At 42.1% G+C, this 13,921-nt stretch carries 11 protein-coding genes; 4 read left to right on the forward strand and 7 right to left on the reverse strand.

What is annotated here, in order from left to right; genetic code table 11:
• Positions 1-21 precede the first annotated feature (21 nt).
• Positions 22-972 carry a hypothetical protein gene (locus tag ACKI39_RS01385; RefSeq protein WP_407396908.1) on the forward strand — a complete coding sequence of 317 codons (951 nt, stop codon included), beginning with the start codon at positions 22-24 and terminating at the stop codon, positions 970-972.
• Positions 972-1,658 (forward strand): tetratricopeptide repeat protein, encoded by a 687-nt coding sequence (locus tag ACKI39_RS01390; RefSeq protein WP_407396910.1) that lies wholly within the window; start codon positions 972-974, stop codon positions 1,656-1,658. Before ACKI39_RS01385 ends, ACKI39_RS01390 begins: the two co-directional genes overlap by 1 nt.
• A gap of 151 nt (positions 1,659-1,809) precedes the next feature.
• Here ACKI39_RS01390 and ACKI39_RS01395 read toward each other — a convergent pair whose 3' ends face one another.
• From ACKI39_RS01395 to ACKI39_RS01410, 4 genes are all read right to left on the reverse strand, one after another.
• Positions 1,810-3,330, reverse strand: coding sequence for a nucleotidyl cyclase domain-containing protein (locus ACKI39_RS01395; RefSeq protein ID WP_407396912.1), 1,521 nt, complete (start codon positions 3,328-3,330; stop codon positions 1,810-1,812).
• 1 nt (position 3,331) lies between these two features.
• The gene (locus ACKI39_RS01400; RefSeq protein ID WP_407396914.1) at positions 3,332-4,852 is read right to left on the reverse strand and encodes a motility associated factor glycosyltransferase family protein; all 1,521 of its coding nucleotides are present in this window, start codon (positions 4,850-4,852) and stop codon (positions 3,332-3,334) included.
• Positions 4,849-6,351 carry a 6-hydroxymethylpterin diphosphokinase MptE-like protein gene (locus tag ACKI39_RS01405; protein ID WP_407396916.1) on the reverse strand — a complete coding sequence of 501 codons (1,503 nt, stop codon included), beginning with the start codon at positions 6,349-6,351 and terminating at the stop codon, positions 4,849-4,851. Before ACKI39_RS01405 ends, ACKI39_RS01400 begins: the two co-directional genes overlap by 4 nt.
• Before the next feature lie 80 nt (positions 6,352-6,431).
• Entirely contained in the window at positions 6,432-10,061 is a 3,630-nt protein-coding gene (locus tag ACKI39_RS01410; RefSeq protein WP_407396918.1) for a midas domain-containing protein, read from the reverse strand.
• 163 nt (positions 10,062-10,224) lie between these two features.
• Here ACKI39_RS01410 and ACKI39_RS01415 point away from each other — a divergent pair, with 163 nt between their 5' ends.
• Both ACKI39_RS01415 and ACKI39_RS01420 read left to right on the forward strand, forming a co-directional pair.
• Entirely contained in the window at positions 10,225-10,728 is a 504-nt protein-coding gene (locus tag ACKI39_RS01415; RefSeq protein ID WP_407396920.1) for a septum formation initiator family protein, read from the forward strand.
• Positions 10,709-11,296: an L-threonylcarbamoyladenylate synthase gene (locus ACKI39_RS01420; protein ID WP_407396922.1), complete on the forward strand. Its 588-nt coding sequence runs from the start codon at positions 10,709-10,711 to the stop codon at positions 11,294-11,296. Before ACKI39_RS01415 ends, ACKI39_RS01420 begins: the two co-directional genes overlap by 20 nt.
• Position 11,297: 1 nt before the next feature.
• On the opposite strand, the gene ACKI39_RS01425 is transcribed toward ACKI39_RS01420, so the two are convergent.
• The 3 genes from ACKI39_RS01425 to hemW all read right to left on the reverse strand — a co-directional run bounded on the left by ACKI39_RS01425 (position 11,298) and on the right by hemW (position 13,919).
• Positions 11,298-12,140 (reverse strand): TP0183 family DNA metabolism protein, encoded by an 843-nt coding sequence (locus tag ACKI39_RS01425; protein ID WP_407396924.1) that lies wholly within the window; start codon positions 12,138-12,140, stop codon positions 11,298-11,300.
• An 18-nt stretch (positions 12,141-12,158) separates the two neighbouring features.
• Entirely contained in the window at positions 12,159-12,623 is a 465-nt protein-coding gene (smpB, locus tag ACKI39_RS01430; protein ID WP_407396926.1) for an SsrA-binding protein SmpB, read from the reverse strand.
• Between the two features lie 105 nt (positions 12,624-12,728).
• The gene (hemW, locus tag ACKI39_RS01435) at positions 12,729-13,919 is read right to left on the reverse strand and encodes a radical SAM family heme chaperone HemW (protein WP_407396928.1); all 1,191 of its coding nucleotides are present in this window, start codon (positions 13,917-13,919) and stop codon (positions 12,729-12,731) included.
• Positions 13,920-13,921: the final 2 nt, after the last annotated feature.

Here is a 13,921-nt window from a genome sequence, read left to right on the forward strand (position 1 = left end):
CAGGGCATGGAGGGGATGGACATGAAAAAAATTCAGGTAGTTGCCGTTATGTCGGCTCTTTTGTTGGCTTTTATGGCAGGCTGTAAATCTGCAAAGGTTGTGGAGCAAGAACCACCTGAAGCATATGTGCATCCTCTTGCAATGCTTTCAGACGATCTCAGCATCTATATGAGTGTTCCTGTAAAAGAACATAGGGAGCTCATTACAAAGATTGTCTCTACAATGATGGATGGTATGACTGAAGAAAATGCAGGTAAGATCTGTGACCGCTCCGAGACTTTGTATTCTGGTCTAGGAAGGGTTAAGGACCGATCCCATCTTGAGACTGCCTCATGGACTTCTGTTCCAAAGATTGCTGTCAGTTCCCTTATGACCAAGAAAAACGGTTTTGAAAAGGAAATCGTGCATTTTGATGAAGGTGATATGGCAAAATATAAGTCTTCTGCCAGTGGTTTTGAGGTAGCTTTTCCTTCGACAAAAATACTTTGTTTTTCGCAGAATCTTGATCCTATGCTTGAGAAATTTTCTAGGCTTGAACCAGTCTCTGACGCTGAATACAACAATTGGATCAACAGGGAATCTAAGGACATCCTTTTTTATATTACCCGTCCTGGACAGTATCTTAGAAATTTGATTGGGCAGAGCATCAATATAGGAACAGATAAAATTTACGGTAGTCTTTCCTATAAGCCTGATCCTAAAAAGCCTGGACAATATTCTGGAAGATATAATCTTTCATTCTATATACATCTTACGAATAAAAAGGCTGCCTCTGCCTTAAAGGGATTGCTTTCGCTTTCATTTTCTATGATGGGAGGGAGTGTGGAGCAGACCGATGCGGAGACTCTCTATCTTTCTGGTATTGAAGTTTCTGACAATCAGATTAAAGATCTTTTTATGCGTGATCCAATTACAGGTAAACATTATAGGGTAGTTGGTGAAGATGTCATTGAAGAGTCCGTAAAGAAATAATGAAATTATCCGTTCCTTTTGCATTCTGTCTTTCTCTTTGTTTAGTTGGCTGCTTTTCTACGGTGGGAATGATTCCTGGTGAATCTAAAGTCATTCAGCGCAACATAAGCGAGGAATACTATGCAATAGCTGAAACCTATAAGGGACAGAAAAATTATACAAAGGCAATTGAGTATTATACCTTGGCATTAGGCAATAAGGAACTTCATGATTCTGCTTATTATCAGATAGCCCTTTGCAATGTTTACAGCAAGAACTGGCTTCCTGCAAGAAAATCCTTTATAAAGCTTCTTAAGAGGGATCCTGAAAATTTTTCTTTGAAGATGTCCCTTGCATATATAGAAGCCATGTGTGGAAATTTTAAGAAGGCCGAGATGATGTACGATGTAATCTGCTTGGACCGTCCCAATGATCCAGAGCCGCTTGTCAATTATGTCAATGTTCTTATTGCTTCTGAGAAATACGAGCTTGCAAAGGAAAAGCTTAATCTTCTTGAAGGAAAATTTCCTGATGATGAACATGTTGAGACTTTAAAAAAGAAAGTCTCAGAGTTTATGGAAGATAAGACTGATTCTAAAGCTGATTTAACAAAGACTTCTGAAGCAGACGGCAATCAAGATAAGAATGACGGTTCTGTTTCAAATGAAGAACTCTTTGGACTAAATGAAGAAGCAGACGATAATTGAAGATAAGAAATCCTGTCTCGAAATTGTTTTTCCTGCATTGCCTTCTTGGGAAAAATGTCACAAAAGCATGCTTTACGGTGCTTGATCCTAGCATAATGAATACTTTTGGGACATCCCCGACTTGGACAAGGCTGCGTTTTCTTAAGCTAGCCTAGAGATTAAGTTCTTCCTCGATGTCGAAATCTTCCAGTTCATCAAGATTGATGGAATCTTTTGGAGTTTCTGGACTATCTGTTTCCTCTGCAGGTGGTTCAGGAAGATTTTCAAGAAGCTTTTCATCTTCAGATTTTTCTACGGGTCTGTCTTTTTCCTGAAATGATTCTGAAGCAAGGAAATCCTTGTATCGTTCTGGGTTTACCCTGTACGCAATGATTGGAGAATCTGGATCCGCCATTGCACGCTTAAGTGCCTCATTGCTTTCATTTGCAAGACGAGAGCCAGAAATGAGTCTAAGTGAGCGGGTAGAGATACCGATGAAAACAGTGAGACCTGAGTCTGCATCATTGAGGACTTTTGTAAGTTCGCTATGAAGTGCTTCTGCTGTTACCAATGCCTGATCTGTATTCTGGTTCTGGACGATGGCGCTAAGACCGTCTGTGCCATAGTTGAAAACAAGATCATTGAACTTGATTTTTTCAAGAATGATCTTGCTGATGTTCTTGCCGCATTCAGAAGTCCAGTCGATACCTGGGATCCTGATAGAGAAGAGTGAAATATCCTGGTCGCTTGAAGCTGAACGCAACAACTCGCTGTCCAGTCTTGTGATCATGTATTCTTCCCAGCCAAATCCTGTGTCAGGACAGAAAAGCCCCTTTGGTTCCTTTGCGTTTTCTCCATCATCAGATTTTACTTCTGCTGTGTTTTGCTTCTCTTCTTCTGGAATCTCTTTCCTTTCTTCGTTGAGGAATGCAAGTACATCTTCTTCCTTGTCGTTTTCATCGGAGCTTGCAAGATCAGTAGCCGTAAGGACATTTCCTTCTTCTGTTGCTTTTATTTCAGAATCAACTGCTTCCTGTGGGGCAGGTTCTTTTTCTGCGACATCAGAATCACTTAAAGATGAAAGCTGGCTGTTGATTTCGCTTGTTTCTTCTGGAGTAAGGTCGTAGGTTGATACATCTGGATAGTCGATTTCATTCTCATCAAGATCATCGGTTTCTGCTTCTGTAGGGAAGGTTCCGTTCCTTACAAAAAGGATGAGATATATAGCCGTAATGATTGTTGCGGCAAGTATTACTATGAAGGCAACCCTACCATTGTAAAAGATTGTAGAAGGCTTGAGTCTGTAGATGGAAGCGTGGATGTTTACAGGAATTCCATTCGATGCAAAAACCTTTGTTGTACGAGAAACCACAAGATAGCTCTTGATGTTATTGAGATCTTTCATGTCTTTGGGATATGAAAAGATGAGTTCATTTCCATATGTAAGCTGGATGCCTGCGATGTCTGCAACATTCCCTAAGGAAGCAAGAAGTTCATCATAGAATTTCTGGCTTCTTGGAACATTTGCAAGACTGATCCTGCTTACATCCTTTGTAATATTGTTGAATCTGTTGGAAGCTTTTTCTTCTCCATTCTTGTATTCAATAAAGAGTGAAGCAACATAGAGCACTACTGTAATTATGTAAACCGAAACTATTGCGACAGTAAACGCACCATTCTTCTTTGTTTTCATATTACAAATTATAATATAGCAATAATTGTAATGCAATACTAATGTCTTCCATTAAAGTTTCTTTTCCAGTGGCTGCAAAAAGTGGAAGAAGGGTAATCAATTCCTTTGAACCGAGTATTTCTGAAGTCAATTCGGAAAGGCTCTGTGTGCTCATTTTATCAGCGAGGCATTTTACCTTGTCTAAATATTCTTTGATGAAATCCTTGTAATCAAAGCTGGACATGCTGCGTGTTGAATCCATTCTTGCGCTTATGTCTGCCTTAAGCAGGTTGCCATCCTGTGACATTCCATGTCTGTCTGCCCATTCAATTAAAGTAGAACCGTATGAAGAAAGAACCTTGCTGGTGACAGCTGATTTTCCAAGGTTTCCTAGAAGACCTTTATCTGTCTTTTGGAGTTCAGTCCTGAACATCAAGGCTGTATAAAGGCATTCGGATGATAGTGTTCTGCAGGATTGGCTGTTGAATCTATTTTCAAGATAAGTTCCCCGGCAATAAGGTTTTCCATCTGAGTAGGCAAAATCAGCGCCAAAAAATTGAATTTCCTTGAACCCTTGTTGTCTTGCCCAATCCGCTGCTGCAATGGTGACTGTTCCCGATCCGCTTTCCGTAAATGGCAAGTTGATTTTCTCTGATGCAAGGGCTGCCAATGGATGGTTGCTTCTGATGAAGAAAATTTTATTTCCAAGGTCGGCTGCCATTTTAACAGTATTTGGATTCGATGCTATGTCAAAGATGAATGTAGTTTTTGATTCTGTCATTCCAAGAAAATGTTCAGAAGAAACCTGCTGTGCATCAACGGAAACTACTGCATCTGGTTCAATGCCATGTCCTGTAAGTGTTCCGTATGCAGTGTCTGTTGAGACAATGTAGGTATGTTTTCTCTGTTCCTTCAATGCATCCAATGAACTGTCCAAGGTTGGTCCTGCGGCAATGATCGCAGCTCTTGTTTTTTCAGCTGGTATGGAAACAGGAATGTTCTGGAATTTTGTTTCCCCTATGAATCTGAGGTTTGTAAGTATGTTCCTGTGCCAATGCCTTCCAAAATGAGCCTGGACTGAGATGTCTTGGGAAATGCTTTCCATCGATGTGTCCAGCAACTTTTTTGCCTTGAGGTCAGCATCTGGAATTTCATCGTGCCATGAACGGAGAAAAACAGTTGTAAGTTTTTTGTGGAGTGACGGCAAATAGTTAGAACAAAGGCATGGAACTAAATCAGCCATGGTGCATAGTGTCGTTCTACTGTCAGCAGCAAGTTCCTTGACCGTTTCCAAACTGCTGCAGAAATCAAGACTTTCCTTGTCTGCTTCCACTGCAATGATTTTCTGTATGTTTTTGTTCTGGATCAGGTTTTTAATGTGAAATCCTGCGGCTATGCCAAATACAAGGACACAACCATACGCATTTTCATCAAGTGAAACCTTGTCTGCCGTCGGATTATATTTGGAGTGTGCTATCTTTCCGCTGATGTATGTTGGAATCTTATGACCCGTTTTTGCTTCAATGGTTCCTGAGTAAATCATTTTTCGATTGCCCTCGTAATGTCTCCAATGAATTCTTCCATTCCATGTTCGACAGTTTTCTTTGCTTCATCGTAAGAATCAGTACCTATGCTTCTGTCCATGACAACAGCTTCAGATGGGACTGCGTTGTGAATCCATTCACTTGTACTGCTGTTTTTTTTGCAGATTTCTTTTAACTTGCTTACTATCGCCTTGTCATTAGTTCTTATATCTGTATTTATAATTTCAGGCTTCTGCTTTCTGCTGAAATTCAAAGTGTTTCTGTCAAAATATTCCCAGTCAACATCTGGAATTCTACCAAGAGAGTTTTCATAGCGGTATGAATTGCTGAGCCTATGTACTCTTCCATAAAAGTCCATTGAGCTGAACCATGATCTGTAGATGTCTATGGACCCCTTGTTCAATACCGATGCTGAAATTCTTGTTTCCGTAGTTCTAAGCCTACCGTCATTGCGGGAATCATTTATTTCAAGTTCATTAGGTTGGGTGTGTACAAAGCCTTTGGAAAATGCAAGATCAAGCCCACAGTAGTATATGTTTCCATCTGTTATGGAAAGTGCAAGCTGAATTGCTGTACCAGATACGCTTCCGTTTCTTAATGCCTTTAGTCCTGAAAAACCTATTTCCTTGAGGATTGCCTCGGATGTCCCGTCGCCGTAGTAAAGGGGAATGATGGCAGTTTTGTTCATGATGGTTGCAAAACAGCTTCCTTCGGCGGGAAGGGCTAAAGGGATGTCGTGGCTGTTCAAGGCGAAGGAAATATGCAGTTTAGCCCAGAAGCCACCGTCCGTTGAGATGCATAGATCGGGAATTATTCCATTTGCGACCAGAGGGGATAGAGCGGAGGAAACGGCTATTAAAAAAAATCTTTCACGATACTTCTTGATGCACTCAATGGAGCTATGGAGACTTGGACCGCTTGCGCAGATGACGATGTCTCCGTTACCGTTTTTTATTGTTGCTGTTTTTTTTGTAAATAGAGAAAACCTTAGGGCGTTCTTTGTCCAACGCTTTGCAAAGAAATTTCTTGTGCCCAGTATGCTTCGGCTTTTAACAACAGCCTTCTTTATTTCATCCCAGGAGAATTTTGAAATGTCAGGAAATGCCTGGTCAGAAGCTTTCCAAGAAAGAAAAAGACAAGCAGCAATTCCTTCATCCCCCATGTAATTGAATATGTCTTCTGAAAGATTGTGGTTCAACTGGTTGTCTTGCACATTGGAATGGAATATCTTATCCCATTCCTTGTCGTAGTCTGAAAAGCCGTCGCAGAATCTAATGCAGCATAGCTTTGCTTTTGGAAATCTTTTCCTTAAAAAAGATGCACAGTAGGAAATGCATGGTTCAGTAACTAAAATATAGGATGGGTTGAATAGACACTCTGCAGTCTCTGCGAATCTTTGTGCTTCCTTTACTGGGTTGTAAAAGGAGTGTAGACGGACATTGTTGCTTGAACAGGCAAGCTCTCCATTTGATGTTTCTTTGAATGTTATGTCCATCATATCTCCCGTCTATAAAATAAAAGCCATATTTCCTTTAAGAAACATGGCTTTCCAAAATCATTCATCAAACTTTAAAAAACTCAAGACAAACCGAGTTCTGTAAAGAGCTTTTTATAGGTTTCAAACTGCTCAGACTGTGCAAATTCAGCAATCTTGTCTTCTGGAAGATTTTCAAGGAGCTGGTCCATATAAGAAAGGACAGACTTAATTTCTTCCTTCATGCTTGCAGGTATTTCATTTGAGTCACCTGTGGATTCAACTTCAGAATCGCTTACTGATGTTTCTTCGATAACTGGTTCTTCAATGACTGGTTCTTCGATTTCTGATTCGGATGCTGCATCCCAGTTGTTGAATACATCTTCGACAGGCTGTTCGCTGATACCAGTTTCAAGCTCCTCTTCTTCTTCAACATCATTGCCTTCCTTGAGGAATTCAATGTTGTCGTCTGTAAGTTCTTCTTCCTGTTCATAAGGAGGAATGTCGAGGGATTCAAGTGTTGGAGAAGGGATGTCGTCATCAGTTATTTCTGAAAGTTCTTCATCGCTGTCTTCTGCTGTTGTGATCGTGTTGTCCATGAGGTCTGTAGAAGAAGATTCTACAAGAACATCATCAACTGTTGGAACTGAAATTTCTCCTTCTTCTGATTCTTCTTCAGATATGGCAATTTCAGAATCGTCAAAGACAGGTTCTTCCAATGCTTCATCATTGTCGAAGTCCATCTTAAGTCCGTCGTCGAGGGACTCTCCAGTCTGTGATGTAAACTCTGCTGTGCTCAGGATGTTGCTGAGCTCGTCGCCGCTAAGTGCGATTGTATCATCTTCGTCGGTATCATTGAAGAAACCTGTATCTTCAGATGGTTCAGGGAGTTCAACAGATTCAACAGTATCTTCGGCTGCTTCTGATTCTTCTCCGTAGAGAGGACTGTCGATTGAGCTTTCAGACTGTATTCCGTTCTTTTTGATCTCCTCAAATTCAGATTTCAAACCCTTGATTTCTGATCTGAGTGATGCAAGCTCTTCTGAAATCTGTGAAAGTACTGAAGAACTGTCAAATGCGTCCATTGTTTCCTCCGTAGAAACTGCTGCTTCATCGGCAACTGTCTCGTCTGTTGAAGTTGAAATATCGTTTTCTCCCGATACAGCACCAGCATTTTCTGCCTGTCCTGATGAAGATTCTGTTTTTATAAATACACTGTATGTCTCAGGTTCATCCTGGATTACTTCTGATTCCGAAATGGATGTCTCTTCGATTACTGGTTCATCAATTACAGAACTTTCCGCAATCGTGTCCATGGAAGGTTCCTCAGGATATTCCTTGATGTTTGCAAAGTCATCGAGGGTGAGGGTAACTCCTGTCATGTCGTATTCAGGTTTCTTGTCTGCGAAGGCACTGATGTTAGAGTAGTCAGGTTCTCCTTCGTTGGTTGAAATGTCTTCTGTTACGTCACTCATAGGCTCGTTCTCTTTTTCCTGGTCAGAAAGTACGGGTTCTTCCATAATCGGTTCGCTCGTAAAATCTGGTGTTTCAATAGTATCCATTGTATCAGAATTTTCAGATTCTTCAAAGTCGCTGCCATTATTTTCTTCAGCAAGCTCTGGTTCCTCTGTCGTTTCCTGGGAAGTGGCCGCTGGAGCCACAGTGTCGTAGCCCTGGACACCAGGACCACCGTCCGTGAAGCCTTCTTCACCCATGAAATCATCAAGGGAAATGTTTTCGTCCAATGCTTCTGTTTCATTATAACTCATTTCTTCAGAATTTTCCATAATCGATTCTTCGATTACAGGTTCATCAAAAACGGGTTCCTGGATTGTAGAATCTTCAATGACAGGTTCCTCTGTGGCTGTCTCTTCAATGGAAGTTTCTTCAACTACAGGTTCTTCAAAGTCAGAATCTTCAGTTGCTTCTTCTGTTTCGGAAGCTGTGTCTTGGGCGACAGTATCATAGCCTTGAACGCCAGGACCACCGTCGGTAAATCCTTCTTCACCCATGAAGTCTTCAAGGTCTATGGAAGCTTCAGAATCTTCGAGGACAGGAGGTTCTTCGATGACAGGTTCTTCTGTTGCTGGCTCTTCTACAGGTACTGAAATTTCAGGTTCCTCGGCCGCTGGTTCGTCAGTTACAAAATCATCGATGGAAAAGTCTGATACAGAGGTCTCATCGTCGTTTGAAGCATCTGGTTCTTCTATTACAGTAGGTTCGTCGAAGTTAGAGATCATTTCTGATTCTTCAGCAATCTCTCCAAAATCAGATTCCTGTGGTTCCTGAAACATAGGCTCGCTATCTGTAACCTCTTCTGATGGAGCAGGGATGTTTTCTTCTTCTATGGCAGGAGTTTTCTCTTCTTCAAAAGAAACTGTTCCTCCGTTTTCATCTTCTACGCTGTTTAGGATTGAATCGATGTCAAAGCTGTCGTCAGGAGATGAAAGGTCTGTTTCCTGTTCCTTCTGGACTGAAGCTTCGTCATCCTGGGTAATATCGATGTCGAAGTCTGAATCGTCTTCTTCCTTTTCTTCTGCTTTTTCTTCTTCGACAGTTGTAGTGCTTGAAGGAGCATCGTCATCATCGACATTCATTTCGTAGTCTACAGGTCCCTGTTTTTTAGGTTCTTCCTTTCCATCTCCAAGGATAGGGTTCTGGTTGTCTGAATCATCGTCAAATCCAAAGTCGGAAAGATTTATTTCCTCTGTGTTTCCAGGCATTTCTGCTTTAGGGGCGGGAGTTGCTTCCACCTTCTTTTCCTGAGGAGTTTCATCAACGATATCGTCAAAAAGAGCATCGAAGTCTTCTATTTCTGTTGTGTCTGACATTCCTGTAAACGAAGAGGTTGAATCTTCAATTCCAGATACGTCACCGCTTGCCTCTGTGTCCTGAAGCTCGATGTTGTCGTTGTCTTCAAAGTCAAGGTCGATATCAAGAGGGTCGGCGTCTTCTATTTCTTCCTGTTCCTGTTTGTCTGCGGCGAATCCTTCGCTGCCCATGAATGCTTCAAGGTCAATGTCTCCGTTGCCAAAGTCTGGAGCATCGCCACCGTCTCCCATGAATGCGCTGAGGTCAACTTCTCCGTCCTGTCCTGGAGCTGAGTCGTCTGACATGAATGCGCTCAGGTCGACATCTCCGTCTGGGGTGCTGTCAGAAGAAGGGGCAGGAGAATCGTCTGACATGAAGGCATCAAGATCAATCTCGCCGTCTTCAAATGAAACTTCTTCCGATTGTCCTTCCGAAGCTGCTGTTTCTGTTGTTTCTTCTGGAACAGACTCTTCATTTTCCGTCGGAGGATCCTGTTCGAAGGTCATAGGACCAGTTTCATCATTGAGTGAATCAAGTGAAAAGTCATCCAGCGAAAGCTCGTCATCTGTGACCTGGGGTTCTTCTTCGGTTGCTGGCTCTTCCAGGATGGATTCTTCCACTACTGTTTCTGTGGTGAAGTCGTCTGATGGAATGCTCTCGCTGAGGAGATCTTCTGAAACTGCAGTTTCTTCGATGACTGGTTCCTCGATTACAGGGGTGTCGAGGGAATCGATGTCAAAGTCCGCAAGGTCCTGTTCGATTTCAAGGTCCGTGGCGGCTGCCTGTGTAATGAACGAGGCGTCTACTGTCGGTTCCTCGGCTGCAGGGGCAGGTGATTCCTTTTCTGTGTTTGTCGACGATGGCTTTTTTACCCAAACGCCGTATTCGTCAAGTTCGCTGTGTTTATCTGAAATGTCGCTCATTTATGACCCCTACTTATGAATAAAACTGTGTAATCATGGTGGAAATGTACTTCTCCGCTACTATTATCGGCAGAATTCTCGAAAATCGCCATATCTATTTTATTACAGATAATGAAATAAAACAATTAAATAACAGGTCATAAATGCCGAAAATAAGAACATCATGGAAAGGTTCAGGTTATTGGTTGCCGTTTTTGTCGGTACTTTGTTCTATACATTGATTTCTGTTGCTGGCGGTCGCGACGGCATTTGGGCGTCTTCACAGCTGCAGGAACAGAAGCAGTCGCTCAGTGCACATACAGCGAGAATTGAAAAGACCAATGGTGAGCTTTCCCTTGAAAAAATTGCCCTCGAGAAAGACCTCGATGTCATTGCTTCCTATGCCAAGAAGCTTGGTTATGTTTCCGAGGGTGAAAAGCTTGTTAAGCTGAGTGGACTTGCTGCCCGTGAAGTTCATATCTTTGACCCTGGTACGGTAGAGAGACATCACGAGGTTTCCTATATTCCAGAATGGATCTGCAAATTCAGTTCTTTTGTCGTTATGCTGCTTGTGTATCTTGTGCTTGTCCTTCTTGATGTTCAGAACGGTTACATTCATCTTCCTGGATTTAAAAAGAAGATCAAGAATATAGGTGGAATTCAGGTCTATGATATGCAGCAAATCTGACGACATCGAAAAAATAGTCGAAATACTTAAAAATGGCGGAACATCCATAGTTCCAACGGATACTGTCTACGGGTTCAGCGGTGTAGTTGATCTTAGGGACAGAAAATCCTTTAAGACCGATGACAGAATTAGAAAAATCAAGGGTAGGGAAGAAAGCAAGCCTTTGATCCAGCTTATAGCAAATCCTGAAGATATTTATTCATATACCGATTCTCCAATTCCTGAAAAAATCATGAGGCTTTGGCCTGGTGCTTTGACGGTAATCGTCCCAGTTAAAATAAACAGTCCGCTAAAAGATTATTGTCCTACAGTAGCTTTCAGATGTCCAGGCGATGAATGGCTTAGGCGTGTCATCGATGGATGCGGTGCACCTTTGTACAGCACCAGCGTAAACAGAAGCGGAAGTCCTGTCCTTGAGACCTTTTACGAAATCAGGAAAGAATTTGAAACTGAAGTGGATATCCTTGTGGATGATGGCGATAAAAAAGGCTCCTTGCCTTCCACCTTGGTGATGCTTGAGGACAAGGAGATAAAAGTTCTTAGGCAGGGCAGCGTAAGGATAGACTGAACTATTGCTTTGTCCAGGAAACGTCTACAGTTCCCTCAGAAATTCCAGTTGAAGATTTTTTGTCTTGGATAAGGGTTTTCTTTATGCCTGAAAGCCTGTTTCCTTCAAGTTTAAGAATCCATTCTATAGGGTTTGCAGAAGCGGCCAGCTTGAGGGCATCTTGTCTTGGAAGCTCTGGATAGAAAGATGCATTTGGTTTTCCACTTTGTTTTATGGTCACGTCTGAACCTTCCACTGAAACTGAAATGTTCATGCTGGCACCATTTTTGAAAACGATGAAACCTCTCCCGCCTCTTAGGATGAGAATTTTTTCGATAAGCTCTTCTCCAGTCCAGGTTCCTGCAAGAAGGTCCATGGCTGGATCTCTTTTTCTTGGGTGCGGTGAAACATCGGAGGCCTTGTCTGTTGATTCCGTCAGTTCTGAAGAGCCTAGGTCTGGTACGACTATGTTGCCTGAAAGATTGACCATGAAATTTTCAAGGGAGGTTTTTGCATCCATTAGGATTTTATAGTAAGAATCGTATTCCTTTGTGGAACTGAAGGCCAGTTCATTTTTGAAGGCGTTGAGGGTACATGTCCATTTGCCAGAATTTTCTTCCTGAATTTCTGCATAGAAGGAAATATTTGACGATCTGTTTTCTGTGTTGTAGTTTTCGTTTCTTTTGTCGACGATAGCATAACCGTCCATGGATTGAATCTGAGTATATAGAAGGTCAGTGCTCATTTTGATCATGTTTGCATCTGCCGAGGAGGATACGGTGGCATAAAATTCCACGGTTTCCGCAAAGGCACCTGCCATTGATATGAGAACATAAATTGCTAAGGCAATAAATCTTCTGATCAAATGATTCCTCTTTGGCTTCTAGCCGTCCTGCCTGTTCCTGAATTCACGGGCAATCTCGCGCTTTACATCCCTGTCCTTGATGTCTGCACGTTTGTCGAATTCCTTTTTACCCTTACAGAGACCTAACTTTACCTTTACAAGTCCGTGCTTAAGGTAGAAATCAAGGGGAACAAGAGTGAATCCCTTTTCATCAACCTTTCTCTGAAGCCTTTTGATCTCCTCGCGATGGAGCAGTAGCTTCTTTTTTCTGTCAGGGTCATGATTGAAGACTGAAGAATATGCGTACTCAGAAATGTGGAAATTCTGCACCCAAACCTCTCCGTTTTCAATGAGTGCAAAACTGTCCACGAAGGAAATGTTGCCAGCTTTGACTGACTTTACTTCTGTTCCTTCAAGTACAATCCCACATTCATAGGTGTCGGTCACGGTGTAGTTGAATCGCGCTTTTCTGTTTGTTGCAATAATCTTTACGGCTTCTTCCATAACTATAAAAATATAGCGTAATTCTTGCTTTTAGGCAAATGACAAGAGGGAATACATGGAATGCACACTCTCTCCATTATTGTAAATAAATCAAGGACTAAAAAATTACAGTAAGTCCACCAGAAATTTATTCAATAATAATATTCCGTTATGATTAAGGGCATAGGTGGTTGATCCGTCAGCTTCTGATTTTTCAAGGGTCAGCTTTTCTTTAGAGAAGTTTTTCCATGGTCCTGTTTCCTTGCCTAGACGTAAACCAAGGTTTCCATTCCAGGGAGATATCTTGGAAAACTTTCTTTCATATTGTGCTGAATTGATTCCTTCCAGGGTGCGTAGCCCCATCATGAGGAATTCAAATTCCTTTGTCTCAAGGTCTATTGCTTCTGTCTGCCTGGGAAGGTCAGCCTGATTCCATAGAGCTGTTGAATTCCAAAAGGAGATGTATTTTTCAATATCCTGCGTGTTTGTCCAGCGCATGCTCTCCTGTCCATAGATGGTTCCAGATGCACCAGCACCGATTCCAACGTAGTCCTGCTGTCTCCAATAGGTCAGGTTGTGACGGCTTTCTTTTCCAGGCTTTGAAAAATTCGAGACCTCGTATTGTCCATAGCCCTTTGAAAGAATAAGTTCCCTTCCTTTGATCCACTGCTCATCGGCGCTGTCAGGGTCGTGGTGAATGATTCCGTCTTCGATTTTTATATGGAGGGGGGTTCCTTCTTCTACCGTAAGTGTATACAAGGATATATGGTCAGGTTCATAGAAAAGAATCTGGTTAAGCGAGGCGATGAATTCTTCTTCCGTCTGTTCGGGTAGACCTGCTATGGAATCAAGATTCAGTTGACCGTTCCAATTGGCTTTGATGATCTCAATGCCATCCTTTGCTCTTTTCGAAGTACAGTGCCTGTTGATGGCCTTGAGGGCTTTGTCGTTAAAGCTCTGGATTCCTAGGGAAAGCCTGGAGACACCACTGTTTGCGGCTGCTGATAATTTATCCTTGGACACGGATTCTGGATTCATCTCCATTGTTATTTCCTGAGTCCCAGATCCAATACGTTTTGAAAGTTTTTTAAGGAGGGTCGTTATCTGCTTGGGGGAAAGAAGACTTGGGGTTCCGCCACCGATATAGATGGTTTTCCAGCAGGTGATGTCGTTGCAGTCTGCGTAGAAGTCAGCTTCGTTTATTAGGGCTTCGACATAGCTGTCAGGAATTTTTCCGTTCTGTGGCCTGGAGAAAAAATCGCAGTAGTCGCATTTTTGAAGGCAGAACGGAATGTGTATATAGAGGGAAGCTGTCATTT

This window comes from Treponema sp. (assembly GCF_045641405.1).
Classification (GTDB): domain Bacteria; phylum Spirochaetota; class Spirochaetia; order Treponematales; family Treponemataceae; genus Treponema_D.

Coding starts and splice junctions, on each gene's coding strand:
- hemW (WP_407396928.1), bottom strand. CDS start 13,919: ATGACAGCTTCCCTCTATATACACATTCCGTTCTGCCTTCAAAAATGC.
- ACKI39_RS01385 (WP_407396908.1), top strand. CDS start 22: ATGAAAAAAATTCAGGTAGTTGCCGTTATGTCGGCTCTTTTGTTGGCT.
- ACKI39_RS01420 (WP_407396922.1), top strand. CDS start 10,709: ATGATATGCAGCAAATCTGACGACATCGAAAAAATAGTCGAAATACTT.
- ACKI39_RS01415 (WP_407396920.1), top strand. CDS start 10,225: ATGGAAAGGTTCAGGTTATTGGTTGCCGTTTTTGTCGGTACTTTGTTC.
- ACKI39_RS01400 (WP_407396914.1), bottom strand. CDS start 4,852: ATGATTTACTCAGGAACCATTGAAGCAAAAACGGGTCATAAGATTCCA.
- ACKI39_RS01405 (WP_407396916.1), bottom strand. CDS start 6,351: ATGATGGACATAACATTCAAAGAAACATCAAATGGAGAGCTTGCCTGT.
- smpB (WP_407396926.1), bottom strand. CDS start 12,623: ATGGAAGAAGCCGTAAAGATTATTGCAACAAACAGAAAAGCGCGATTC.
- ACKI39_RS01395 (WP_407396912.1), bottom strand. CDS start 3,330: ATGAAAACAAAGAAGAATGGTGCGTTTACTGTCGCAATAGTTTCGGTT.
- ACKI39_RS01390 (WP_407396910.1), top strand. CDS start 972: ATGAAATTATCCGTTCCTTTTGCATTCTGTCTTTCTCTTTGTTTAGTT.
- ACKI39_RS01410 (WP_407396918.1), bottom strand. CDS start 10,061: ATGAGCGACATTTCAGATAAACACAGCGAACTTGACGAATACGGCGTT.